This is a genomic window from Agrobacterium tumefaciens (assembly GCF_009649785.1).
GTDB lineage: Bacteria > Pseudomonadota > Alphaproteobacteria > Rhizobiales > Rhizobiaceae > Agrobacterium > Agrobacterium tumefaciens.
This window is the reverse complement of the sequence record NZ_WJOK01000009.1, coordinates 50567-75573: the sequence shown is the minus strand read 5'-3', so window position 1 is coordinate 75573 and position 25007 is coordinate 50567. Positions and strand designations below refer to the sequence as shown.

18 protein-coding genes are annotated in these 25007 nt (G+C 59.3%); 7 read left to right on the top strand and 11 right to left on the bottom strand.

All coding sequences use genetic code 11. The features are described from left to right. Nucleotides 1–25: 25 nt before the first annotated feature. From glgX to GH784_RS11640, 8 genes are all read right to left on the bottom strand, one after another. Nucleotides 26–1981 (bottom strand): glycogen debranching protein GlgX, encoded by a 1956-nt coding sequence (gene glgX / locus GH784_RS11680; protein ID WP_035199926.1) that lies wholly within the window; start codon nt 1979–1981, stop codon nt 26–28. A gap of 133 nt (nt 1982–2114) precedes the next feature. Next, nucleotides 2115–3743 carry an alpha-D-glucose phosphate-specific phosphoglucomutase gene (locus GH784_RS11675; RefSeq protein WP_004431805.1) on the bottom strand — a complete coding sequence of 543 codons (1629 nt, stop codon included), beginning with the start codon at nt 3741–3743 and terminating at the stop codon, nt 2115–2117. Between the two features lie 4 nt (nt 3744–3747). Continuing rightward, nucleotides 3748–5190 carry a glycogen synthase GlgA gene (gene glgA, locus GH784_RS11670; protein ID WP_004431807.1) on the bottom strand — a complete coding sequence of 481 codons (1443 nt, stop codon included), beginning with the start codon at nt 5188–5190 and terminating at the stop codon, nt 3748–3750. Nucleotides 5191–5195: 5 nt separating this feature from the next. After that, on the bottom strand, nt 5196–6458 hold the full coding sequence (gene glgC / locus GH784_RS11665) for a glucose-1-phosphate adenylyltransferase (RefSeq protein WP_004431809.1): 1263 nt from the start codon (nt 6456–6458) through the stop codon (nt 5196–5198). A 22-nt stretch (nt 6459–6480) separates the two neighbouring features. Continuing rightward, nucleotides 6481–8688: a 1,4-alpha-glucan branching protein GlgB gene (glgB, locus tag GH784_RS11660; RefSeq protein ID WP_004431812.1), complete on the bottom strand. Its 2208-nt coding sequence runs from the start codon at nt 8686–8688 to the stop codon at nt 6481–6483. After that, complete coding sequence (locus GH784_RS11655) at nt 8688–11150, bottom strand: glycogen/starch/alpha-glucan phosphorylase (RefSeq protein WP_004431815.1); 2463 nt, start codon at nt 11148–11150, stop codon at nt 8688–8690. The genes glgB and GH784_RS11655 overlap by 1 nt, the downstream gene beginning before the upstream one ends. Nucleotides 11151–11592: 442 nt before the next feature. Next, on the bottom strand, nt 11593–12363 hold the full coding sequence (locus GH784_RS11645; RefSeq protein ID WP_004431819.1) for a class II glutamine amidotransferase: 771 nt from the start codon (nt 12361–12363) through the stop codon (nt 11593–11595). Then, nucleotides 12364–13077, bottom strand: a complete 714-nt coding sequence (locus GH784_RS11640; RefSeq protein WP_013762076.1) for an aspartate/glutamate racemase family protein — start codon at nt 13075–13077, stop codon at nt 12364–12366. It lies immediately after the preceding gene. A 168-nt stretch (nt 13078–13245) separates the two neighbouring features. Between GH784_RS11640 and GH784_RS11635 the strand changes: the two genes are divergently transcribed. Beyond that, nucleotides 13246–13707: an Lrp/AsnC family transcriptional regulator gene (locus GH784_RS11635; protein WP_003498392.1), complete on the top strand. Its 462-nt coding sequence runs from the start codon at nt 13246–13248 to the stop codon at nt 13705–13707. Between the two features lie 20 nt (nt 13708–13727). On the opposite strand, the gene GH784_RS11630 is transcribed toward GH784_RS11635, so the two are convergent. The 3 genes from GH784_RS11630 to GH784_RS11620 all read right to left on the bottom strand — a co-directional run bounded on the left by GH784_RS11630 (nt 13728) and on the right by GH784_RS11620 (nt 16576). Next, the gene (locus GH784_RS11630; protein ID WP_065702988.1) at nt 13728–14711 is read right to left on the bottom strand and encodes an aldose 1-epimerase; all 984 of its coding nucleotides are present in this window, start codon (nt 14709–14711) and stop codon (nt 13728–13730) included. Nucleotides 14712–14883: 172 nt separating this feature from the next. Then, a complete protein-coding gene (locus GH784_RS11625; protein WP_065702953.1) occupies nt 14884–15777 on the bottom strand; it encodes an NAD(P)-dependent oxidoreductase in 894 nt (297 codons plus the stop codon). Nucleotides 15778–15820: 43 nt separating this feature from the next. Next, nucleotides 15821–16576: an SDR family oxidoreductase gene (locus GH784_RS11620; RefSeq protein ID WP_025595224.1), complete on the bottom strand. Its 756-nt coding sequence runs from the start codon at nt 16574–16576 to the stop codon at nt 15821–15823. Between the two features lie 220 nt (nt 16577–16796). Between GH784_RS11620 and GH784_RS11615 the strand changes: the two genes are divergently transcribed. The 6 genes from GH784_RS11615 to cydB all read left to right on the top strand — a co-directional run bounded on the left by GH784_RS11615 (nt 16797) and on the right by cydB (nt 24995). Further along, nucleotides 16797–17828, top strand: coding sequence for an L-idonate 5-dehydrogenase (locus GH784_RS11615; protein ID WP_065702955.1), 1032 nt, complete (start codon nt 16797–16799; stop codon nt 17826–17828). Nucleotides 17829–18118: 290 nt separating this feature from the next. Next, entirely contained in the window at nt 18119–18694 is a 576-nt protein-coding gene (locus GH784_RS11610) for a GbsR/MarR family transcriptional regulator (protein ID WP_013762080.1), read from the top strand. A 17-nt stretch (nt 18695–18711) separates the two neighbouring features. Beyond that, entirely contained in the window at nt 18712–20496 is a 1785-nt protein-coding gene (cydD, locus tag GH784_RS11605; protein WP_065702957.1) for a thiol reductant ABC exporter subunit CydD, read from the top strand. Then, nucleotides 20493–22184 (top strand): thiol reductant ABC exporter subunit CydC, encoded by a 1692-nt coding sequence (gene cydC, locus GH784_RS11600; protein WP_065702959.1) that lies wholly within the window; start codon nt 20493–20495, stop codon nt 22182–22184. Before cydD ends, cydC begins: the two co-directional genes overlap by 4 nt. A 69-nt stretch (nt 22185–22253) precedes the next feature. Continuing rightward, nucleotides 22254–23831, top strand: coding sequence for a cytochrome ubiquinol oxidase subunit I (locus GH784_RS11595; protein ID WP_004431849.1), 1578 nt, complete (start codon nt 22254–22256; stop codon nt 23829–23831). A 6-nt stretch (nt 23832–23837) separates the two neighbouring features. Next, nucleotides 23838–24995: a cytochrome d ubiquinol oxidase subunit II gene (gene cydB, locus GH784_RS11590; RefSeq protein ID WP_004431850.1), complete on the top strand. Its 1158-nt coding sequence runs from the start codon at nt 23838–23840 to the stop codon at nt 24993–24995. Nucleotides 24996–25007 lie beyond the last annotated feature (12 nt).

Genomic DNA, 25007 nt, shown 5'->3' with positions numbered 1-25007 from the left:
TTATAAAGGTGCCGGGGCCAAGCGATCAACCGCGCAGATAAAACACCACCGAGCGGGCAGGCAGGAAGGCCGGATTGCCGAAATCCGTGCCCATCGCTTGCCAGTCGTCGCCCGGCAGGGTGAAGGGCACGATCTCATGGCTGCGGTTGATGAGCACGGCAAGCTCCGCGTCGTTTTCGGTCTCGTGGTCCGGCGTGGCAAGCACCATGGCGAAAGCCGGCATGTCCGGCCTTTCCCATTCCGCGACCGTCATCGGTTCTCCGCCGGGGGCAAGCCATGCCACATCGCCGTTGCCGGAGAAAAACTCGGTTTGCGAAAACACGCCGAAGCGTTTGCGAAGTGCGGCAAGAAATGCCGTGTGGTCAGTCAGCTCCTGGGAGAGCGACGACCAGTCGACCCACGTTATCTCGTTGTCCTGGCAATAGGCATTGTTATTGCCATACTGGCTGCGGCCACCCTCATCGCCGGCGGTCAGCATCAACGTGCCGCGACTGACGAAGAGCGTGGAAAGCAGCGCTTTCACATCCGCGTGGCGGGCGGCCACGACGGCAGGATCGTCCGTCAATCCCTCCAAACCATTGTTCCAGGAATGATTTTCATTATGCCCGTCGCGATTGTTCTCGCCGTTTTTCTCATTGTGCTTGTGTTCGTGGCTGACGAGATCGAACAGGGTGAAACCGTCATGGGCGGCAAGGAAATTGACGCTGCGGCTTTTCGAACGTCCATGGCGGGAAAAGATCGGCGAAGAGCCGGAAAGCGCATTGGCCAGCGCCCCGGTCGTTCCCGCATCGCCGCGCCAGAACCGGCGCATGTCGTCGCGGGCGCGGTCGTTCCATTCCAGAAAGCTCTCCGGAAAATTGCCGAGCTGATAGCCGCCGGGGCCGATATCCCATGGTTCGGCGATCAGCACGCGGTCGTATAGTACCGGGTCAGAGTGCATGGCGGCAAGCGTTTCGCTGGCCATGTCGAAGCCACTAGCCGTTCGTCCCAATATGGGCGCGAGATCGAAACGGAAGCCATCGATACCGGCATTGAGAACGAAATGCCTCAGGGAATCGATAATGAGCTGGCGCACATAGGGATGATCGCAGGCCACCGTGTTGCCGGTGCCGGTGTCATTGACCAGCACGCCCGGCTTTCCTTCCGGGTGACGGAAAGCGGTGAGATTGTCCAGTCCGCGCAAAGACAGGATGGAGCCTTCGCTGTCGCTTTCACCCGTATGGTTGAAGACCAGATCGAGAATGACGCCAATGCCTTGCGCGTGCAGGGCTGCAACCGTGTCGCGCAGCTCCCGCACTCCGCCGGGGCAGAGGCGCGGATCGAGCGCCATGAAGCCGACGGGATTGTATCCCCATGCATTCGAAAGGCCAAGCGGCGGCAGGTGGCGCTCGTCGATCCAGGCGGTGATCGGCATCAGCTCCACCGCATCGACACCGATTTTTTTCAAATGCGCGATAATGGCAGGATGAGCCAGCGCTGCCACCGTGCCTCTCAGCTCTTCCGGCACGGCAGGATGCAATTTGGTGAAGGATTTAACCGCGAGTTCGTAAATCAGTCCGCCTTCGGCAAAGCGTGGCGGCTGGCGCCTGACCTGCTCATATTGCGACAGGATCGCCTTTGGCATGATCGCGCCCGTGTCTTCGCCATAGGCCAAAAGCGCGGCATCATGCCGGAATGGCCGGTCTATCTCCGTGGCATAGGGGTCGAGCAGCAGTTTTGCGGGGTCGAACCACAAGCCATGTTCGGGGGCATAAATGCCGTCGGCGCGGTAGCCATATCGCGCACCGGGGCCGGTCTCGGCAACTGTCAGCCGGTGAATGTCATTCTCATCGCGCCTCATTGGCAAACGCGCCGTCTCTTTTTCGCCCGTCGCATCAAAAAGGCAAAGGTCGATTTGTGAGGCGTGCCGGGAATAGACCGCAAATTCCGTTCCGTTTTCCGTCTGGGTTACGCCTTTGGGGAAAACGGCTGGTTTCTGCATGGTCTCTCTCTCCGGAAGATGATGATATCGAGTCTGGCGGGGAGGTTAGTCAGTAACCTCAGGCGGCCTCATGGCCGCCTGCCAAGTTTTTCGCTATGCCCGTTGCCGGAAACGGTGCGTGCAATGCAAAACCTTACGTGATGACGGTCGGTTCGTTGCGGCCGGTATGGGCCTTGATGCCGGCGATCGTATCGGCAACGGAAATAAGGTCGGCAAGCGCCGCCTGCGTTTCGATGCCGTGACGGGCCGCATCCGGCTCATAGCGCTCGACGTAAAGTCTGAGCGTTGCGCCCGCAGTGCCCGTGCCGGAAAGGCGCAGCACGATGCGCGAACCACCTTCGAACAGGATGCGGATACCCTGGTTCTTGCTGACGGACTGGTCGACCGGGTCGAGATAGGCGAAATCATCAGCAGCTGCGACCTTAAGATTGCCGTAGCTGGTGCCGGGAAGTGTTGCGAGTTTTTCGCGCAGGATGGCCACCAGAGTGTTTGCTGCGTCCGAATCCACTTCCTCATAATCGTGGCGGGAATAATAGTTGCGCCCATATTCGGCCCAGTGCTTGGTAACGATGTCCTTCACGCTTTCCTTGCGGGCGGCGACAATGTTCAGCCAGTAGAGCACGGCCCACAGGCCATCCTTTTCGCGCACGTGGTTGGAGCCGGTGCCGAAGCTTTCCTCACCGCAGATTGTAACCTTGCCGGCATCCATGAGGTTGCCGAAAAATTTCCAGCCGGTTGGCGTCTCGTACATGCCAAGCCCAAGCTTTTCGGCGACGCGGTCGGCTGCGGCACTTGTCGGCATGGAACGGGCGATGCCGGAAATGCCGGCGGCATAACCGGGCGCGAGCCGCGCATTGGCGGCGATGATCGCCAGGCTGTCGGACGGGGTGACAAACATGCCCTTGCCGACCACCATGTTGCGGTCGCCGTCGCCATCCGACGCCGCGCCGAAATCGGGACCTTCCGGGCTCATGACATCGTCATAAAGCTCCTTGGCGTGCACCAGGTTGGGGTCGGGATGGTGGCCGCCGAAATCGGGCAGAGGCGTTGCGTTGCGGACGGAGCCCTTCGGCGCGCCGAGACGCTTTTCGATGATTTCCACGGCATAGGGGCCGGTGACGGCACTCATGGAATCGACGACAACCTTGAAGCCGCCGGCAATCAGGGCGCGAATGGCGGCAAAATCGAACAGTTCTTCCATCAAAGCGGCATAATCGGCGACCGGATCGATGACGTCGACCGTCAGTTCATCCACCTTGAAGCTGCCCACCTTGTCGAGATCGACGTCGGCAGCGTCGGAAATCTTGTAGCTGTCGATGACCTTCGAGCGGGCATAGATCGCGTCGGTGATCTTCTCCGGCGCTGGGCCGCCATTGCCGATATTGTATTTGATGCCGAAATCTTCGGTCGGGCCACCAGGATTATGGCTGGCGGAAAGCACGATGCCGCCGAAGGCTTTGTATTTGCGGATGATATTGGAGGCGGCGGGGGTGGAGAGAATGCCGCCCTGACCGACCAGCACCTTGCCGAAACCGGCGGCGGCCGCCATCTTGATCGCCTTCTGGATGACTTCGCGGTTGTAATAACGGCCATCGCCGCCGATCACCAGCGTCTGGCCCTGAAAGCCCTCAAGCGAGTCGAAGATCGACTGGATGAAGTTTTCGGCATAATTTTCCTGGGCGAAGACGGGCACCTTCTTGCGCAGGCCGGATGTGCCCGGCTTCTGATCCTGAAAGGGTGTCGTCTGAACGGTCTTGATCATTGTTTCAATGGCCTCTCGAAATAAGCTGGCTGTAAAGCGCGGCGTAGAGCGCAGCGCTTTTTTCCCAGGAAACATCGGATTTCATGCCGAGTTTCTGCATTTGTGTCCAAAGTTTCGGGTCGTGATAATAACGCACGGTCCGGCGGATCGCCTGTTTCAGACCGTCGAGCGTGACGGGTGAGAATTGTACACCGGTCGCCGATTTATTGGCGATGGCGGCATGGTTGGCGTCGATCACCGTATCGGCAAGGCCGCCGGTTCGGGCAACCACGGGAACGCAGCCATAACGCAGCGCGTAAAGCTGGGTGAGGCCGCAGGGCTCGAAGCGTGAGGGGATGATGATCGCATCGCAACCCGCCTGCATCAGATGCGATAGCGGCTCATTATAACCGATGGCGACACCGACGCGGCCATGGTGGCGGGATGCCGCCGCCAGTAGCGCGCCTTCCAATGCCACATCGCCGGCGCCCAGCACAACCAGACGGCCGCCGAGGGAAACGATCTCGTCCACGGCTTCCGCCATCAGATCGATGCCCTTCTGCCAGGTGAGGCGGGATATGACGCAGAAAAGCGGGCTGTCATCCTGGTCGATGCGGAAATGTTCTGCGACGGCCTTCTTGTTCAGCGCGCGGTTCTTGAGATTGGTGGCGGAATAGTTGTCGTGGATCAGATGGTCGGTGGCCGGGTTCCAGACATCGGCGTCAATGCCGTTGACGATACCGTGCAGCACATGGGCGCGGCTGCCGATCACCCCTTGCAGCCCCATGCCGAATTCCGCGGTCAGGATTTCTTCCGCATAGGATGGGCTGACCGTGCTGAGCGCGGTTGCCGTCTGCAAGCCGCCCTTGAGGAAGCTGACATCGTTATAATATTCGATGCCTTCCATGCCGAAGGCGTGGGCGGGCAATTCGAGCTTGCTGAAGATGTTGGCCCCGAACTGACCCTGAAAAGCAATGTTGTGGATGGTGAGAAGGCTCGGAATCTCCGGCGTTTCGGCATAACGCATATAGACCGGGGTCATCGCTGCCTGCCAGTCATGGGCGTGCACCATATCCGGCCGCCAGCCGGGAAGCACACCGGCGCCGATTCGTGCCGCTGCCAGCGAGAGCGCCGCAAAGCGCTTCCAGTTATCAGGATAATCCTTGCCGGTCTGGCCGAGATAGGGGCCGCCGGAACGCTCGTAATAGGCGGGCGCGTCAAGGATCAGAAGGTCTAGCCCCTCATGTTGGACTTCGAGCAGATCGGCCTTTTCGCCAAGCAGATCGGTGAACTCAAAACATTTGACGGGGTCCGTCACGGCGGCTTTCACCGCCGGATATCCGGGTATCAATGTGCGCGTTCTCACGCCATAGGCTTCGAGCGCGATGGGGAGGGCGCCGGTAACGTCGGCGAGCCCTCCGGTCTTGATCAGGGGATAAATTTCGGATGAAACCGAAAGGACATTCATGGGCTCTACAGGTCCAGCTTGTCGATCATCGATTGGGTGATAAGGCAAATGCCGTTTTCCGTGCGCCGGAAACGTTTGGCATCCAGTTCGGGGTCTTCTCCTACAATCAGTCCTTCCGGAATGACCACTCCATGGTCGATGACGACGTTGCTGAGCTGGGCGTGGCGCCCGATCTTTACACTCGGCAGTACTACGGCATTCTCAAGGCGGGAGTATGAATTGGCGCGCACGCCTGTGAACAGAAGGCTACGGTTGAGGGCGGCGCCGGAAATGATGCAATCGCCTGACACAACCGACGACACGGCAGAACCGCGGCGGTCCTCATCGTCATGCACGAATTTCGCCGGCGGAGTGATTTCCGCATAGGTCCAGATCGGCCAGGACTTGTCATAGATATCGAGGTCAGGCACCACATCCGTCAGGTCGATATTGGCCTGCCAATAGGCATCGATGGTTCCGACATCGCGCCAGTATGGTCCGTGCTCGAAATCCGAACGCACGCAGGAGTCCGCGAAACGGTGGGCGACGGCTTTGCCGTGCTGGACAATATAGGGAATGATGTCCTTGCCGAAGTCGCGGCTGGAGGTTGGGTCGGCGGCATCGCGACGCAGCGCTTCCATCAGGAATTTCGTATGGAAGACGTAGATCCCCATCGAGGCAAGCGCGAAATTCTCATTGCCGGGAATGCCGGGCGGATCGGCCGGCTTTTCGATGAAGTCGATGATCTCGTCTTTTTCGTTCACATGCATCACGCCGAAGCCCGACGCTTCCTTGCGTGGCACTTCAAGGCAACCGATCGTTACATCCGCGCCGGAATCGACATGCTGTTGCAGCATGTATTCGTAGTCCATCTTGTAAATATGGTCGCCGGCCAGAATGACCATATATTCGGGCGCATAGGGCTCGATAATGTCGATGTTCTGGTAAACGGCGTCGGCGGTGCCTTCGTACCATTGCGTTTCGGACACGCGCTGCGAGGCCGGCAGAATGTCAAAGCTTTCGTTACGCTCTGGACGGAAGAAGTCCCAGCCGCGTTGCAGGTGGCGGATGAGGGAGTGAGCCTTGTATTGCGTGGCGACGCCGATGCGGCGAATGCCGGAATTCAGCGCGTTCGAAAGTGCAAAATCGATGATGCGGGCCTTACCGCCAAAATAAACCGCTGGTTTTGCCCGGCGGTCCGTCAATTCCTTCAAACGGCTTCCTCTACCGCCCGCGAGAACATAGGCCATTGCATCACGCGCCAGGGGCTGAACTCTTTTTTCCGACATGGTTGTCCTCCCGTTCTGTCTGTCAGTTTTCCGGTTCGAGCATGATCGTTGCCAAGGGCGGCAGGACGAGCATCGCCCCTATCTCCCCACCGGCATTGACCGCCTGAACGCGTCCGCCATTTCCCTTGCCGCTGCCGCCATAAATTTCGGCATCGGTGTTGAGAATCTCCCGCCACCGCCCCGCAACAGGAAGCGGCACATAATAGTTTTCCCGGTAGACCGGGGTCAGATTGCAGATAACCGCAACCGGTTTTTCGCCGGGCGCCGAGCGCAGCCAGGCGAAGACCGAGTTTTCGTGATCATCGACCACCAGCCACTGGAAACCTTCGGGTTCGCAGTCACGGGCGTGCAGAGCGGCTTTCGAACGGTAGGTGAGGTTGAGATCGCGCACGAGGCGGCGCATACCCTCATGCATCGGATATTGGCGAAGGTTCCAGTCGAGCGATCCCTTTTCGCTCCATTCGCTCCACTGGGCGAACTCCTGCCCCATGAACAGCAGCTTCTTGCCGGGATAACCCCACATGAAGCCGTAATAGGACCGGAGATTGGCAAATTTCTGCCAGTCGTCGCCGGACATCTTGGCGATCAACGATCCCTTGCCGTGCACTACTTCGTCATGGGAAAGCGGCAGCACGAAATTTTCGGTGAAGGCATAAAGAAGGCCGAATGTCAGTTCCTGATGGTGGAACTTGCGGTGCACCGGCTCACGTGAGAAATAGCTCAGCGTGTCGTGCATGAAACCCATATTCCATTTGAAGCCGAAACCGAGGCCGCCCTCGTGAACCGGCTGCGACACTTTCGGCCAGGAGGTAGATTCTTCAGCAATGGTCATGACGCCCGGATGGGTGCCGTAGACGAGCGAGTTCATTTTCTGCAGGAAGCGGACGGATTCCAGGTTCTCGCGCCCGCCATATTCGTTGGGGATCCACTCGCCTTCCTTGCGGGAATAATCGAGATAGAGCATCGAGGCGACGGCATCGACGCGCAATCCATCGAGATGGAATTTTTCGGCCCAATAAAGCGCGTTGTTGACGAGGTAGGACAATACCTCGATGCGCCCGAAATTGTAGATGGCCGTGTTCCAGTCGGGATGAAAACCCTGACGCGGGTCGGCATGTTCGTAAAGCGCTGTCCCGTCAAACAGGCCCAGGCCGTGCTCGTCGGTTGGAAAATGCGCAGGAACCCAGTCGAGGATCACGCCGATGCCGACCTTGTGGGCGCCGTTGACGAAGCGGGCGAAACCTTCCGGATCGCCGAAACGGGCTGTCGGGGCATAAAGCCCGGTCGTCTGGTAACCCCAGGACGGATCGTAGGGATGTTCGGTGATCGGCAGAAACTCGATATGGGTGAAGCCCATATCCGTGCAATAGGGAATGAGCTGGGTGGCCATTTCGTCCCAGCTGAGGAAGGTGCCGTCCTCGCGACGCCGCCAGGAACCGGCGTGCACCTCGTAAATGCTGATCGGCTGCCGGCGCTGGTCCACTTGCGCCCAATGTTCCCGGTGGGCCTGATCTTCCCATTTCTGCGCCAGTTCTGGTGCGGTGACGGAGGCGTTCTTCGGCCGAAGTTCACCACGCCGTGCATAGGGGTCGGCCTTCAGCGGCATAAGCTCGCCGTTTGCGCCGAGAATCTCGAATTTATAGGCGCAGCCGGCATAGACGTCAGGTGCGAAAATTTCCCAGATGCCGGTATCCTTGCGGAAGCGCATCACATGTCGTCGGCCATCCCAATTGTTGAAATCGCCGACGACGGAGACGCGCCGCGCATTGGGAGCCCAGACGGCGAAGTGGAAACCTTCGACGCCTTCAAGCTTGAGCGGATGAGCGCCCATCTTGTCGAACAGTCGCAGATGCGATCCCTCGCGGACGAAATAATCGTCCATCGGTCCAAGAACCGGACCAAAGCTGTAGGGGTCGGTCACTGCCCATTCCGCATCGTCGCGACAGGCGCGATAACGCACCGGCTGACGCGAGGTGAGATCGACCGGGCCTTCGAAAAAACCCTCCGGATCGAGCTGCTTCAGTTCGCCGACGAAAGATCCGTCCAGTGTGAGGACAGATACTTCTTCAGCCCCCGGAATGAAACACCGTGCAGAAAAACCTCCCGGCGTTTCGTGAACGCCGAGAAGTGCAAAGGGGTTGGAATGCAAACCGCTCTTGATCGCCTCGATTTCAGCCTTCGTGATTTCGCCAGTCTTTTTCTCTTCGGCCGAATTGAGCGGTTTTTTCATCAGGCTCTCCAGATATCGGCGGCGTATTGCCGGATCGTCCTGTCGGACGAGAACCAGCCCATACGCGCCGTGTTACGGACTGTTTTCGCATACCAGCTTTCCGGATCGCTCCAGATCGCATCCACCTTGCGCTGCGCTTCGGCGTAGGCGTCGAAGTCGGCCGCGACCATGAACCAGTCGCTGTTGTAAATGCCGTCGATCAGCCCGGCAAAGCGGGAGCGGTCGTCGGGTGAGAATACGCCGGAGGCGATGGATGACAGCGCCTGCGACAGTTCCACCGACTGTTCAATAATCGCGCGGGGGTTGTGGCCCTCGGCGCGCGCTTTCGACACCTCTTCCGCCGTCATGCCGAAGATGACGATGTTATCCTCGCCGACATGTTCGAGCATTTCGACGTTCGCACCATCCAGCGTGCCGATGGTGAGCGCGCCGTTCAGCGCAAACTTCATGTTGCCGGTGCCCGAGGCTTCCATGCCAGCCGTCGAGATCTGTTCGGACAGATCGGCGGCCGGAACCATGATTTCCGCAAGCGAGACGTTGTAGTTCGGAATAAACACCACTTTCAGAAGCCCGCGCACGGCCGGATCGTTGTTGATGACCCGGGCAATATCGTTGGCAAGTTTTATGATCAGCTTCGCGTTGTGATAACTCGGCGCTGCCTTGCCTGCGAAGAACTTAACGCGCGGTACCCAATCCAGTTCCGGGTGAGAACGGATCTGGTCGTAAAGCGCCACCGTTTCGATAAGGTTCAGAAGCTGGCGCTTATACTCATGGATGCGCTTGATCTGGATGTCGAACATGGCCGAGGGATCGACACGGATGCCCATGCGTTGCGCCACCGTATTGGCAAGCCGCACCTTGTTCAGACGCTTCACTTCGGCAAATTTTTCGCGGAAACCGGCATCGTCGGCGAAGCGGTCGAGCGCTGTCAGCTTTTCCGCATCGTCGAGGAAATCGTCGCCGATCGCTTCCCGGATCAATCCGGTCAGGCCGGGGTTGCACTGCATCAGCCAGCGGCGCGGGGTGATGCCGTTGGTCTTGTTGTTGATGCGCTCGGGATAAAGGCTGTGCAGGTCGGCAAAGACCGTTTCCTTCATCAGTTCGGTATGAAGTGCCGAGACACCGTTGATGGAATGCGAGCCGATGAAGGCGAGATTGCCCATGCGCACGCGCCGCTCACCGTTTTCGTCGATCAGCGAGATGGACCGGATCTGCTGATCCGGCATCTTCTTTTCCTTGCGGGCGTATACCAGCGTATTGGCATTGATCGCATAGACGATCTGCATGTGCCTCGGCAAAAGCCGCTCGAGCAGCGGGACGGGCCAGCTTTCCAGCGCTTCGGGCAAAAGCGTGTGGTTGGTGTAGGAGAAGGTGCCCTGCGTGATCTTCCAGGCTTCGTCGAATTCAAGGCCGTGGACATCGCATAGCAGGCGCATCATTTCGCAGATGGAAATGGCCGGATGCGTGTCGTTGAGCTGGATCGAAACCTTGTCGGGCAGCGAGGTGAAATCCGGATATTGCTGCAGGTGACGGCGCAGAATGTCCTGCAGGGAGGCGGAGGAGAAGAAAAACTCCTGCCGCAGACGCAATTCCTGGCCGGCCGGGGTCGCATCGGCGGGGTAGAGAACGCGCGTCAGGCTTTCGGCCTTGTTGCTTTCCCGCAGCGCGCCGATGTGGTCGCCGGCATTGAAGGCGGCAAGCAGAATGGGGTCGATAGGCTGCGCCGACCATAGGCGCAAGGTGTTGACGCGGGTGCCGCGCCAGCCGACGACAGGCGTGTCGTAAGCCATGGCAATGACGCGTTCGGCCGGTTTCCAGACGAAGCGCTGCGGCTCCTCATATCCACCGATGGTTTCCACCGATCCGCCAAAGCCGATTTCATACGAGCTTTCGCGACGTTCGAATTCCCAGGGATTGCCGTGCGCCAGCCACGTCTCCGGCAATTCCACCTGCCATCCGTCCGCCATCTGCTGGCGGAAAAGGCCGTGCACATAACGGATGCCGTAGCCATAGGCGGGAATATCGACGGTTGCCATCGATTCCATGAAACAGGCAGCGAGACGGCCAAGGCCGCCATTGCCAAGTGCCGCATCCGGTTCCAGTCCGGCAATGACATCGAGATCGACGCCGAGCGAAGAAAGCGCGTCCCTGATTTCGTGCATCAGCCCGATATTGGAGATCGCATCGCGCATCAGGCGACCGATCAGAAACTCGAGCGACAGGTAATAAACGCGCTTGGAATTGTTGGCATAGGCCTTGCGGGTGGAGGCCATCCACTTGTCGATGATGCGGTCACGGACGACGAGAATGGTCGCGGTCAGCCAGTCATGCGGCTTGGCAACTTTTACGTCCTTGCCGATACGGTAGGTGAGGCGCTCGATGATTTCCGCTGCCATGATTTCCGGGTTGGAACTGCGCGGGGCGGGACGGGGAAGATCGGCGGCGTTTAGATTATTGATCATTGGTCGGTCAGCACCTTGGTGGGAGGAGAGGGTCTGATGAGGTCGATCCGGTTTGCCTTTACTGATGCCAGTTTATGCATCGATATGGAGGCGTGGCAACAGCATTTTTTGTGGAAATTTGAACAGCTTAGGGTAATGAAAAATAACACTTTTTCTTCAGCGTCCCGAGGATCGCCAAAGGCATTGCCTGCCCATTGTCCGTCATTCATGAACGGGTTTGCATGGTCCTTGCGATGCAGGGCATCGTTCAAGAAAGGGAGAGGGGCTGCAACACTTCTGAAATGGTTCACCGGTCCTGAAATCTGTTTCGGTCTATCGGATCACACACTAGCCTTCGCGGCGGAGATAATTCAATGAAAATAAACACGACGCTGCCGCAGCCGCGCCCACCGGTGGCGGCCAAACTGAAAAAAATGGCCTCGGTCGTCATGAAATGCGACGTTTACGGCAGGGAAAAAGGTTCAGTGGTCATACCGCCGGCGCGGATCGTCACCCGGGTATTTGGCGGCACCGCACACCACGGGGTGCAATCGAAGGAAAAGGGTTCCGAGCTTAGCGCGATGCCCTCTTCAAGCCCGCGCCAGTAAAGCGTTGGCGGCTTGTCGTCGCTTGACCAGCGGAAGGCGTGCAGGCAATCGCCATCCATCAACACGGCGCTGAACCGCAACGCGGAAGAAACACCCGCCGCGATCATCTTTTCCAGGCAGAGGCGCAGCGCGGTGGAAATGGCCCGAACCGGGTCCGCATCAAGGCCGTGGCCGGCGGCAATCAGGAAGATGGCTTCGCTGTCGCCGGTGCCGCGCCGGGCGGAATAAATATCATCGGGTATGAGGGAATCAATGTCGCGCCTGATCTGCTCGTAGCCGCCGATCTGGCCGTTATGCATGAACAGATATTGACCATGCGCAAAGGGGTGGCAATTGGCACGGGATACTTCGCCTGATGTGGCGGAGCGGACGTGGGCCATGAACATGCCCGAGCGAAGCTGGTGGCAAAGGGCGGCCAGATTGGCGTCGGACCAGGCGGGTCTGGTGTCGCGAAAAACGCCGGGCGTTCCGCGCTCGCCATACCAGCCAAGACCGCAACCGTCGCCATTGACGACGGTTTTAGCTTCCCTTGCGGCCATGGACTGGCTGACCAGCGACGCTTCCGGCTCGATCAGAAGACTGTCGAGCCAGACCGGTTTACCGGAATAGGCAAAAAGGCGGCACATTCATGCAGCTCTGTTCAGGGCCTTGTTTCCGAGCGCGAAGCCGACAGCGGCCTGGGCGTGAATGGCGGTCGAATCGTAACCCGGCAAAGGCAGGGCATCGGGATCGATCAGCAGGGAAATTTCGGTGCAGCCGAGAATGACGGAATCGACGCCGAGCGCACGGGCTTTCTCGATGACCGACATGTAGCGCTCGCGCGAGCACGACTTGATCTCGCCCTGGCACAATTCGCCAAAAATGATGTCGTGGATGGCGGCCCTGTCTTCCTCATCCGGCACGACCACATCGACGCCGTGGCGGCGCATGCGGTCGGTGTAGAAGCCATGTTCCATCGTGTAGCGCGTGGCGAGCAGAAGCGGCTTGCGGCGTCCATCCGCCTTCAATGCGGTGGCAGTTTCGTCAATGATGTCGATGAGAGTGACGCCCGACATTTTTTCAACGGTTTCCGCAACGAGGTGCATGGTGTTGGTGCAGATCAGCACACAATCGGCACCCGCATTGGCAAGACGCGCACCCGCAGCGCCCAAAAGCGCGCCGGCCTCATCCCAGCGGTCGGCCTTCTGAAGGGCGACAACCTCGGAAAAATCGAGCGAATGCATGACGATATCGGCCGATACGAGCCCACCGCGGCTGTCACGAACGGCCTCGTTGATCATGCGATAATAGGTTGCGGTGGATTCCCAGCTCATGCCGCCGATCAGACCGATCCGTTTCATAGACGTTCCCTTATAAAAGTTTGATTGATGACAAGAATGCCATTGCCGCGATGAAAACGGCATGCGTTTTTTCAGGGATTTAGAAGACAGATTGCAAATTATGGGCGTGCATTATGCTCAGCTCGCAAATTTCTTGCGCCACTACGTTAACCGGTGCATTCTGAAACAATGATTGACGACCGTGACCGCCGAATCCTTGCAATTCTCCAGGAGAATGCAGAAACACCTCTCGCCGATATCGCGGATGAGGTGTCGTTATCGCTTTCCGCCTGTTCCCGCCGTATCACGCGTCTGCGTGCGGAAGGATATGTGACCGGCACGATGGCGCTGCTCGACCGGCGGAAAATCAACCTGCCGACCACGGTTTTCCTGCTCGTGAGAACCGGCCTGCATGCGGAGGACTGGCTGGACCGGTTCCATGCCGCCGTCAGCACCATACCGGAGATCGTCGAGGTGCACCGGCTGACCGGAAATTTCGATTATATTCTGAAACTCGTGCTTCCAAATGTCGAATATTACGACACCATCTACAAACAGATCCTCCGGCGGGTCGAGCTTTACGACATGTCCGCCTATATCTCCATGGAGACGGTGAAGCTGTCGTCTTCACTCCCGACGACGCATATCTGATCGCAATATTTGGTCTTTTTTCAGCGCTCGGCTTCAAAACGGAAACCAAAGCGGAAACTTCGGGTCTCGCCCGGTTGAAGGGTGATGTCCGCTTCAAGTTGCGGCTGGTTGAAAGCGTTTGTCGGTGTTTCCACAGGTTCGAGCGCGATGGATTTTCGCCTGTCGCGGGCAAGCGTATCGCCGGTAAAGACATGCATGTGGCCGCGCTCCTGCCAAACGGTCAGGCTCGAACCATCGTTCCGGTTTTCGATCCTAGTCTCGTAAAGCCCGTTTGCGGATGGGATCAGATCGGTAAAGCAGACATCCAGCACATGGCCTGCGAGCGGCGCGGCAGAAAGAAACGCTGCATCGTCCCGTTTGAGAATGCCCGTCTCACTGTCGGTGAGTGGTATCAAATTCTCGTCCGTTTCGATCGCTGTTCGCGACGGTAGGGTGAGAAGGAGATCGTCGATGGAGGATATGCCGGGCAGACGGAAATAGGGATGCCAGCCGGCCGCAAAGGGCAAAGGCCGGTCGTCGCCATTGATGCCGCGTATATCGATGGTAACCGCATGGCCGGCAAACCGGTATTCCACCTCGATGGCGAGATGGTAGGGATAGCCCTTGAATTCGGCCGGCAATATCTCGGCACGAAAGACGATAATGTGCGCGTCGTTTTCCTCGAAAGATCGGTCGAGGGCGAAGGGCAGGGCACGGGCAAATCCGTGGAAGACGAGGTCCTCGTGGGCAAGCACCGGCTCGATACGGTGCATCTCCCCGCCAAATTTAAATTGGCCCTGAGGAATGCGATTGGTGAAGGGGGCGAGAATGCCGTTTCTCACGCCGTTCTGCGACTGCAATTCCTGAAGCGACGAATAGCCGTCGACAAGGTTTTTTTCATTGCCATCGGCAAGTCGTGGCCGCCAGCTCAGAAGGGTCGCGCCCTCATAAGCGATCTCGGCGCTGAAGCCGTTTCCGGAAACGGTCAGGCTGGCAATCCCCGTGCCTGTTGCGGAAGTGGTCATCGGGAAATTGTCCTTCATGCAAGCGTCTGCGGCCGTCGGGCCGATTGCGCCGCCGATTCGCCCGATCATCTTCGCTGCGGAGACATTTCGCAATGGCCATGACGGTGGCACACCTTAATGACCTCGCGTCAGCTCGGCCTCTAAGGTTTTATTGCCCTGGCCATGGCGCAAATCATTCCGTGAAGGTGCGTTTCGCGCCGGTGAAAAATTCCATTAGGGCGGCCTGATCCTGGCCGCCAAGTCCCGCCGCTGTCAGCATGCGGTGCACCTCGGCGCAAACCGCCGTCAGCGGCATGGCCGTGTTGGTGCGTCGAGCCAGATCCTGCGCGCCGTTCAGGTCCTTGACCATATTGTCGATGCGGCCAGTGCGGCGGTAATCCTTCGCCACGTAACGTGGCATATATTCCTGAAGGATTGCGCTGTCGGCGCGGCCGCCTTTCAGCGCCTGCGGAATTTTGGCGGCATCGACGCCGGCATCCAGCGCAAGCTGCGTTGCTTCCGCTACGGCAAGGAAGTTCAGCCCGCAAAGAACCTGATTGATGAGCTTCGTCGTCTGGCCTGCGCCGCTTGGACCCATATGGGTGTAGTTGCTGGCCACGTGCCGCAGCACGCGATGGGCATCGGCCACATCCTTTTCGGTGCCGCCGGCCATCAGGGTCAGTTGCCCGACGAGTGCCTTCGGCGCGCCGCCGGAAAGCGGGCTGTCCACCCAGCGCAGCCCCTTTTCAGCCGCATCCGCCGCCAGTTCTTTTGTCGCTTCCGGATCGATGGAGGACATGTCGATGATCAGCGTGCCGGGCCTGGCCCCCGCCGCCACGCCATCTTTGCCGAAAACGGCGGCGCGGACGATTTTCGGCGAATTGAGGCTGAGGATCACGACATCGGAGAGCGAAGCCGCTTGCGCCGCCGTCTCGGCGCTATGCGCACCAAGGCTGGTCAAAGCCGCCACCTTTTCCGCGTCCAGATCGAAAACCGTCAGGTGATTGCCGGTCTCGATCAGCCGCGTACCGATCGCGCCGCCCATCGCGCCAGCGCCAATGAGGGCGATTTTGTTCTTCTCGGTCATGGTGCTCACGGTCTCCTCCCAAAGCGTCGTGGTTACGGCTTCTTCAAAGCGAGGCGGTAATGCCGCCGTCGACGTAAAGAATATGTCCGTTCACGAAAGACGAGGCATCGGACGACAGGAAAATGCAGGCGCCGACAAGCTCTTCGACCTTGCCCCAGCGGCCGGCGGGCGTGCGTTTTTCAAGCCATGCTGAAAACGTCTCGTCTGCCACCAGGGCCGCGTTGAGCGGCGTGTCGAAATAGCCCGGCGCAATGGCGTTGCACTGCAGGCCATATTTCGCCCAGTCCGTCGCCATGCCCTTCGTCAGATTGCCGACGGCGCCCTTGGTGGCGGTGTACGGCGCGATACCGGGGCGGGCGAGAGCGGTCTGGACGCTGGCGATGTTGATGATCTTGCCACGTCCACGGCTGATCATATGACGCGCGACGGCTTGCCCTGCGTGGAACACCGAGGCGATGTTTGTCTGTAACAGGCGCTCGAAGGCGTCGGCCGGAAAATCCTCCAGCGGTGTGCGGTGCTGCATGCCGGCATTGTTGACCAGAATATCGATGGGGCCGACTTCCGCCTCGAAACCGTCGATGGCCTTGCGCACCGCGTCATGATCGGTGGCATCGAAGGCGAGCGTCTTGGCACCCTTGATGCCTGCGGCGGCTGCTTTCAGCTTTGCCTCGTCGCGGCCGTTCAGCACCACTTCGGCTCCCGCCTCCACCAGGCCCTGCGCCAGCGCAAAGCCGATGCCCTGCGACGAGCCGGTGATCAGGGCGCGGCGGCCGGAAAGATCGAACAAATTAAGGCCCACTGTTTCCTCCAGTCTCTCGACATTGCTTTCATGCCGGTTTATGTTATCGATAACATTCATCCCTTTCAGACGTGGATGTCAAGGCTTAAACGCCTGTTTCCGGTACGCAACATGCGCGCGGGGAGGCTGCAGGGCGGCGGAGACGCGGCCGGCGGCAATGATTGGGATAGGGATTATTTTGTTGCGCCGTTTAAGGCGCGATATCGAACGGGAGATATTTATGAGAGCGATTGTCGCCCACGGGGCAAAGGATGTGCGCATCGAGGAGCGGCCGGAGGAGGCGCCGGGGGCAGGAGAAGTGCGTCTTCGTCTGGCTCGGGGCGGGATTTGCGGCAGCGATCTTCACTATTACAATCACGGCGGTTTCGGCGCGGTACGGCTTCGCGAACCAATGGTGCTGGGACATGAGGTCTCCGCCATTGTTGAGGAGCTGGGCGAGGGCGTCGAGGGGCTGAAGGTTGGCGGTCTGGTCGCGGTTTCGCCGTCCCGTCCGTGCAGGACCTGCCGCTTTTGCCAGGAAGGCCTGCACAATCAGTGCCTCAACATGCGCTTTTATGGCAGCGCCATGCCGTTTCCGCATATTCAGGGCGCTTTCCGCGAGGTTCTCATCGCGGATGCCCTGCAATGCGTTCCGGCCGACGGTTTGAGTGCCGGTGAGGCAGCTATGGCGGAACCGCTGGCGGTAACACTCCATGCCACCCGCCGCGCCGGCGATTTGCTCGGAAAACGCGTGCTCGTAACCGGCTGCGGCCCCATCGGCATTCTCTCCATCCTGTCTGCCCGCCGTGCCGGTGCCGCTGAAATCGTCGCGACCGATCTTTCGGACTTCACGCTTGCCAAGGCGCGGGAAGCGGGCGCGGACCGCGTCATAAACAGCAAGGATGAGCCTGATGCGCTGGCGGCGTACGGCGCGAACAAGGGAACCTTCGACGTTCTCTATGAATGCTCCGGTGCCGCCGTTGCACTTGCGGGCGGGATTACGGCGTTGCGTCCGCGCGGCATCATCGTCCAGCTTGGCCTTGGTGGCGATATGAGCCTGCCGATGATGGTGATTACTGCCAAGGAACTCGATCTGCGCGGCTCTTTCCGGTTCCACGAGGAATTCGCGACGGGCGTCGAACTGATGCGCAAAGGCCTGATCGACGTCAAGCCGTTCATCACCCAGACGGTGGACCTCGATGACGCCATCTCGGCCTTCGAATTTGCCTCCGACCGCAGCCGTGCCATGAAGGTGCAGATCGCTTTTTCGTAAGCGCCTGTTGCGCACGCCGGTTTGTCGACGTCTTGATCGGCGGTGGATTAATCCCCGCCGATTTTTCATGCGCGCGCTTCCATCTACAACATGACGTCTTTGATGTTATCGATATCATTTCGTGCGTCGCGGGCCGGGAAAGTGTGCCAGAGGGCGCAGCCCTGATTCCCGGCAGACGCTGCCTCTTCTGATTTGCACATATTGACGCAGGTCAAAAAGGTGATTTGCCGATTGCCATTTTTTGCTTTATCGAAATTTCAGAAATTACTGAAAATACAGGAAGCAAAGAAATGCCCACCAATCTTTCTCCGCTCGTTCAGTCCTTCGTGCTGCATTTCGGCGAGATGGGCAGCCGCTGGGGCATCAACCGCACGGTCGGCCAGGTCTATGCTTTGCTTTACATCTCGCCGAAGCCGCTCTGCGCGGACGACATTGTCGAGTCGCTCGGCATTTCCCGTTCCAATGTGTCGATGAGCCTGAAGGAGCTTCAGGCGTGGAACCTTGCAATTCTCAAGCATTTCCCCGGCGACCGGCGCGATTTTTTCACGACGCCGGAGGATGTGTGGCAAATTCTGCGCACCCTTGCCGAAGAGCGCAAGAAGCGCGAGATCGACCCGACACTCAGCGTGCTTCGTGAAATCCTGATGGAGAAGCCGGAAAACGAAGAGGAGCGGCATGCGCAGAAGCGCATCGATGAGATGAAAACGCTGATCGAGCAGCTCACCGGCTGGTATGACGATGTGAAGAAGCTGGAGACGGAGCGGTTGGCTTCGCTTCTGGCACTCGGCTCGAAGGTCACGAAGCTTCTGGAGGCCAAGGACAAGATCGTCTCTCTTGCCAGACCCCGTGCCAAGAAGGACAGGTGAGGAGATCGTCCGTGAGCATGTCCGCAGAAATCCGGCAATCCGCCAATGGCGATGATGCAGACTGTCCAGTTCCAGCGGCGGTTTCTCCCGATAAGGCGCGGCGGCGCTTCTTCGGTAAATCCACCAATGACAAGGGTGTCGGTATGGCGGAAATCGCGAAGGCACCCGCGGTAGGAAGATCGGTCGCCCTGCTGCATGTCCTGCCGGCTCTGCTCTGGTTGCCCCAGGCGGGTTTGCTTGCATTTTCGGTCGGAAATATTGCCGACGGTGCGCCGATGACGGCGATCCTGCCGGCGGCCGTGGCTGTTCTCATTCTCGGTCTCCTCAAGGCATGGCTGGAAAAAGTTGCTGCGAGACTGTCGTTTCGCGCCGCGCGTGCCGCCCTTTCGCGGCGGCGGCTGCAAGCGCTTCATGCCGTTGCGGAGGTGTCGCCGCTTGATCTGGCGCGTACGGCCTCCGGCGAGGCGGCAAGCGTTATCGCAGAGGCAGCCGAAGCGCTGGTACCTTATCTTTCCAGGTTCCAGCCTGCGCGGATGAAAGCTACCATTGTCCCCTTGGTTTTCGTGCTGGCAATCCTGCCATTTACCTGGATTGCGGCGCTTGTTCTGTTGCTTTCCATGCCCACTATCCCGCTTTTCATGGCGCTGATCGGCTGGCAGGCGAAGGCTGCCAGTGAAAAGCAGCTGGCCGAGACCGGCAACATGAATGCTTTCCTGCTCGATCGCCTGCGTGGCCTGGAAACGATCCGCGCACTGGAAGCCGTTGATCTGACCGCTGGACGCCTGCGCACGGACGCAGAGAACCTCAAGAAGCGGACGATGGCTGTCCTGCGGATCGCCTTTCTGTCCTCGGCGGTGCTGGAGCTTTTCGCTGCCCTCGGCGTTGCCATGACAGCCGTTTATATCGGTTTCCATCTGCTCGGCTTTCTCGATTTCGGCGCGTGGGGCGAGAAGCTGACACTTGCGGAGGGGCTGTTCATCCTGCTTCTGGCGCCTGCCTTTTTCGAACCGCTGCGGGAGTTGTCCGCCGTCTGGCACGACCGCGCAGCCGGCGAGGCGGCGCTGGGGGCGCTCGACACATTGACGCGGGCTGGCAAAGCCATCGTGGGTGAGGGTAAGGAGGTCGCAATGGCCCCTTTTCCGACGCCCGGTCTGGTGGAGTTGGCTAATCTCTCCTTCGCCTATCCGAATGCTCCGCCTGTCATTCGGAATCTAAATCTTACGGTCCAGTCAGGCGAGACAGTTGCGATTCTTGGGCCTTCCGGTTGTGGTAAATCCACTGTACTCTCCTTGATTGCCGGCTTGGCCGAGGCTGACGGCGGTACAATAGAGATCGGGGGCGTAACGCTTGGTCATGCGACTGCCGATGGACTGCGCAAGACAATCGGCTGGGTCAGCCAGAAGCCGTTCTTTTTTGCCGGTTCCCTGAAGGCGAACATTCGCTTTGGCCGCGCCGGTGTCAGCGAAGGCATGGTCGATGAGACGCTGCGCTGCACCGGGCTGGATGCATTGTCGAAAGCACGCCGGCATCTGCCTATAGGAGACGGCGGCTACGGTATTTCGGGCGGGGAGGCGGTGCGCCTCGCCATTGCGCGTGCTTTTGCCGATCCGGCGACGCAGCTTGTGCTGGTCGATGAACCGACAGCGCATCTTGACCGGGAGACGGCTGCGCTCGTCACCGAAAACCTGCTGCAACTCGCAAAAGGCAGGACATTGATCGTCGCAACCCATGATCCTGTGCTCGCCGCGCGCATGGACAGGGTCGTGAATATGACGACGATCCATTCGAGGGGGCAGTCATGATCGCGCGTTTTGCCATATTGAAACCTGTTATTTCCCTGTTCTGGTCGGCACGTCGCGGCATGCTGCTCGTTGGCGCGGTTCTGGCAGCAACCACGGTGCTGGCGGGTATAGGCCTTCTCGGCGTTTCCGGCTGGTTCATTACTGCGACCGCGATTGCCGGTCTGGTCCCCGCGACGGCCTATGCTTTCGATGTCTTTGCGCCATCGGCGGCCATCCGGCTGCTGGCGTTGTCACGCACCGCTGCCCGTTATGGCGAACGCATGACCACCCATGAGGCGACGCTGTCCGTGCTTGCAGCGCTTCGCGAAAAGCTGTTTCGTGGCTTTGCCGCACCGCAGGCGGCGAAACATCTGGAGGCGAGGCCCGCCCGCCTGCTGAACCGGCTGACTGCGGATATCGACGCGCTGGATTCGCTTTATCTGCGCGTGCTGGTACCCGCCGTCGTCGCAATCCTCGCCGCAATCGCAACAGGCATCGGACTTGCCCTCCTCAATCCGCTTGCGGGCGTTCTGGCGGCCCTCTTCCTCATTGCGGCGGGTCTTGGCATTTCAGTGCGCTCGGCGTTGACGGCGGAAAAATTTGCGCGTCGCCGGGCAATCGGGCTTGAAGCGCTTCGTGCCCGCACGGCGGACTTGGTCAACGGGCAGGTGGAATTGCTCACGACTGCCCGTCTCTCCGCGCAGGTTGCGGCGATCGAACGGGCCGACAATTATCTGCTCGCCTGCGATGACAGCTTGAACCGGATCGAAACCAATGCCGGTTTTTCATTCGGCATCTCAGCGGCGGTTCTTTTGAGTGCGGCTCTCCTCGGCATGGCCTGGCTTGCGGAGCAGGGCGTTGTGACCGCGCCGACTGCCGCCCTCGGCCTGCTCGTCTGTTTCGCCGCGCTGGAGCCCTTCACGGCGCTGCGCCGTGGTGCAATGGAACTCGGGCGCACGCTTTTTTCGGCAAGACGCATTGCGCCGCGTCTTTCCGCTGAAGCAGCCGCCAACTGTCCACGCGTGCCTGCCATGGGCCTGGTGGCTGAGCTTGATGGTGTGCGGCTGGAGCGGGATGGGAACGAAAATCCTGTCCTGACGAATATCAACCTTGCAATCGCCGCCGGAGAGACGATTGCGATTATCGGCCCGAGCGGTGCGGGCAAGACCAGCCTCATCCAGCTTCTGGCTGGTGAAGTGCAACCGGCGGCGGGCAGGGTCAGCGCTTTGCCTTGCTCGCTCATGACGCAGAGAAGTCAGCTTTTCCGAGACAGCATCGCTGATAATCTGAGGCTGGCAAAACCTGCCGCGACCGAGCGTGAACTGTGGGATGCCCTTCAATCGGCAGGCCTTGGCGAGCATGTCAAAACCCTCGCCGCAGGGCTGGATACGAGACTTGGCGAGGCGGGGCAGGGTCTCTCCGGCGGTCAGTCACGACGGCTCGCCCTTGCCCGTTTCCTTCTACGCGACAAACCACTCTGGCTTCTCGACGAGGTGACGGAAGGGCTGGACGGCGAAACCGCCCGTGACGTGCTCGGCCGGCTGTTTGCGAGGGCGGAAGGCAAGACTGTCGTGATGATAACCCACAATCGCCGTGAGGCGGAATTTGCCGATCGCATCATCGTGCTGAGAGAGGGGCGCCAACTTGATCAATGTCAAAGCGGCACCCCGGAATACGACGTAATGCTGCAAACATTGCGTCCGGACTGAGTGATTTTTTCAGGGCCGGCGCCGTTTCGTAACAGAAGGCCGGCCTTTCCTGAAAGGTGGGGTAAAAACATGGAACTCGACATCGTGGCGCTATCGCGCCTGCAATTCGCTGTTACCGCTTTATATCACTTTCTATTCGTTCCCCTGACGATCGGACTGTCCGTGGTGATCGCCATCATGGAAACGGTCTATGTCATGACCGGCCGCACCATCTGGCGGCAGATGACGAAATTCTGGGGTACATTGTTCGGCATCAACTTCGTGCTTGGTGTTTCCACCGGCATCGTCATGGAATTCCAGTTCGGCATGAACTGGAGTTATTACAGCCACTATGTCGGCGATATCTTCGGTGCGCCGCTGGCGATCGAAGGGATGATGGCTTTCTTTCTGGAAGCCACCTTTGTCGGTCTGTTCTTTTTCGGCTGGGACAAGCTGTCCAAGCTCGGCCATCTCATCGCAACATGGTGCGTGGCGATCGGCTCGAACTTCTCGGCGTTGTGGATATTGATCGCCAATGGCTGGATGCAGAACCCGACGGGATCGGCTTTCAACCCCCAGACCATGCGCATGGAGGTGACGGATTTCTTCGCGGTGCTGATGAACCCGGTCGCCCAGGCGAAGTTCGTGCACACGGTTTCTGCGGGTTATGTCACTGCCTCCATCTTCGTGCTCGGCGTTTCCGCCTGGTACGTGCTGAAAGGCCGCCATGTCGATCTCGCCAAGCGGTCTATGACGGTTGCAGCTTCTTTCGGCCTGGCTGCTGCACTGTCGGTCGTCGTGCTGGGTGATGAAAGCGGTTATCTTTCGACCGAACACCAGAAGATGAAGCTCGCCTCGATCGAAGCCATGTGGGAAACGGAACCAGCACCCGCCCCCTTTACTGCCATCGGTTTTCCTGATCAGGAAGCCCGGGAGACGCATTTCGCCGTGAAAATTCCGTGGGTGATGGGCCTTATCGGCACGCGCTCGCTGGACACGGAAATCCCCGGTATCAACGATCTGGTGGAACTCGCAAAGACCCGCATCCGCGATGGCATCAAGGCCTATGATGCGCTGATGCAGATACGTGCCACCGGCAAGGGCGCGGAACTGCCCGAAGAGGTGCGTGGCACCTTTGCGGAGCTCGGCCACGAGCTTGGTTACGCCCTGTTGCTGAAACGTTATGTCGACGATCCGCGCCAGGCGACGGAGGAGCAGATTGCCAAGGCCGCCGCCGATACCATCCCGCATGTGCCGACGCTGTTCTGGGCGTTCCGCATCATGGTCGGTCTCGGCATATTCTTCATCCTGTTGACGGCAACCTTCTTTTATCTCTCCGCCCGCCGCCGGCTGGATCACTATCCGTTCTTGCTGAAGGTGGCCGTCTTCGCCATTCCGCTGCCGTGGATTGCTGCGGAAATGGGCTGGGTGGTCGCGGAATTCGGCCGTCAGCCATGGATCATCGAAGGCGTGCTGCCGACGGCCGCCGCCGTCTCCAGCCTCAGCGCTTCAACGGTTCTGATTACGCTTCTCTGCTTCATCGCCATCTATACGGTGCTGTTCATCGTCGAAATGGGGCTGATGCTGAAGGCGATCCGCAAGGGGCCGGATCCGGATCACGAGCCGGAAGCGCCGCTCGTTCCTGAAAAACTCGTCGCTGCGGAGTAAACGATCATGATATTGCATCAACTCATCGACTACGAAGTCCTCCGCGTCATCTGGTGGCTGCTGCTTGGCGTGGTGCTGATCGGTTTTGCCGTGACCGGCGGTTTCGATCTTGGCACGGGCGCGCTGCTGCCTTTCGTCGCGAAAACGGATCTCGAGCGGCGTGTCGTCATCAATTCCATCGGCCCGGTATGGGAAGGCAATCAGGTCTGGCTCATCCTTGGTGGCGGCGCCATCTTCGCCGCGTGGCCGCCGCTTTATGCGGTGTCGTTTTCAGGTTTTTACCTGGCGATGTTCGCCACACTATTTGCGCTGATCCTGCGGCCGGTGGGGTTCAAATACCGCTCCAAGCGCGAGAGTACGACATGGCGCAATACCTGGGATTGGGCGCTGTTTGTCGGTGGCTTTGTTCCCGCCCTGATTTTCGGTGTGGCGATCGGCAATGTGCTGCAGGGCGTACCCTTCCGCTTCAACGATGACCTCAGGATTTTTTACGACGGCACGACTTTGTTCGAGCTTCTCAACCCTTACGCAATCCTTTGCGGCCTCGTTTCCGTTTGCATGCTGGTGATGCATGGTGCGGCCTGGCTGGTGCTGAAGACCGAAGGGCCGGTCGCTGCGCGTGCCCGCAGTTTCGGCAGCATTGCAGCACTTGCCACCACAGTTCTCTTTGCGCTTGGTGGCGTATTGTTGTGGCTCGGTATCGACGGGTATCGCTTCACCTCGGAAGTTGTGACCGACGGTCCGTCCAATCCGTTGTCAAAGACGGTCGAGGTTGCAAGCGGCGTCTGGTTTGCGAATTACGCGGCCCATCCATGGATGATGCTGGCACCGGCGCTCGGTCTTGCCTTCCCGCTCGTCGCCTTCCTGTTGTTAAGGGGCGGGCGTGAGGTGCTGGCGCTGCTTTCCAGTTCGCTTGCCATATTCGGCATCATCTCGACGGTCGGTCTGACGATGTTTCCCTTCATCCTGCCCTCTTCGATCGATCCGAAATCGAGCCTGACGGTCTGGGACGCATCGTCGAGCCATATGACGCTGTTCATCATGCTGGTCGTCGCCCTCATTTTCATCCCCATCATCGTCGCTTACACCTCATGGGTCTATCGCGTGCTGTGGGGCAAGGTGGATGAAAAGGCGATCCGTGAAGACAGCGGCCACGCTTATTAATATCGAACAAAT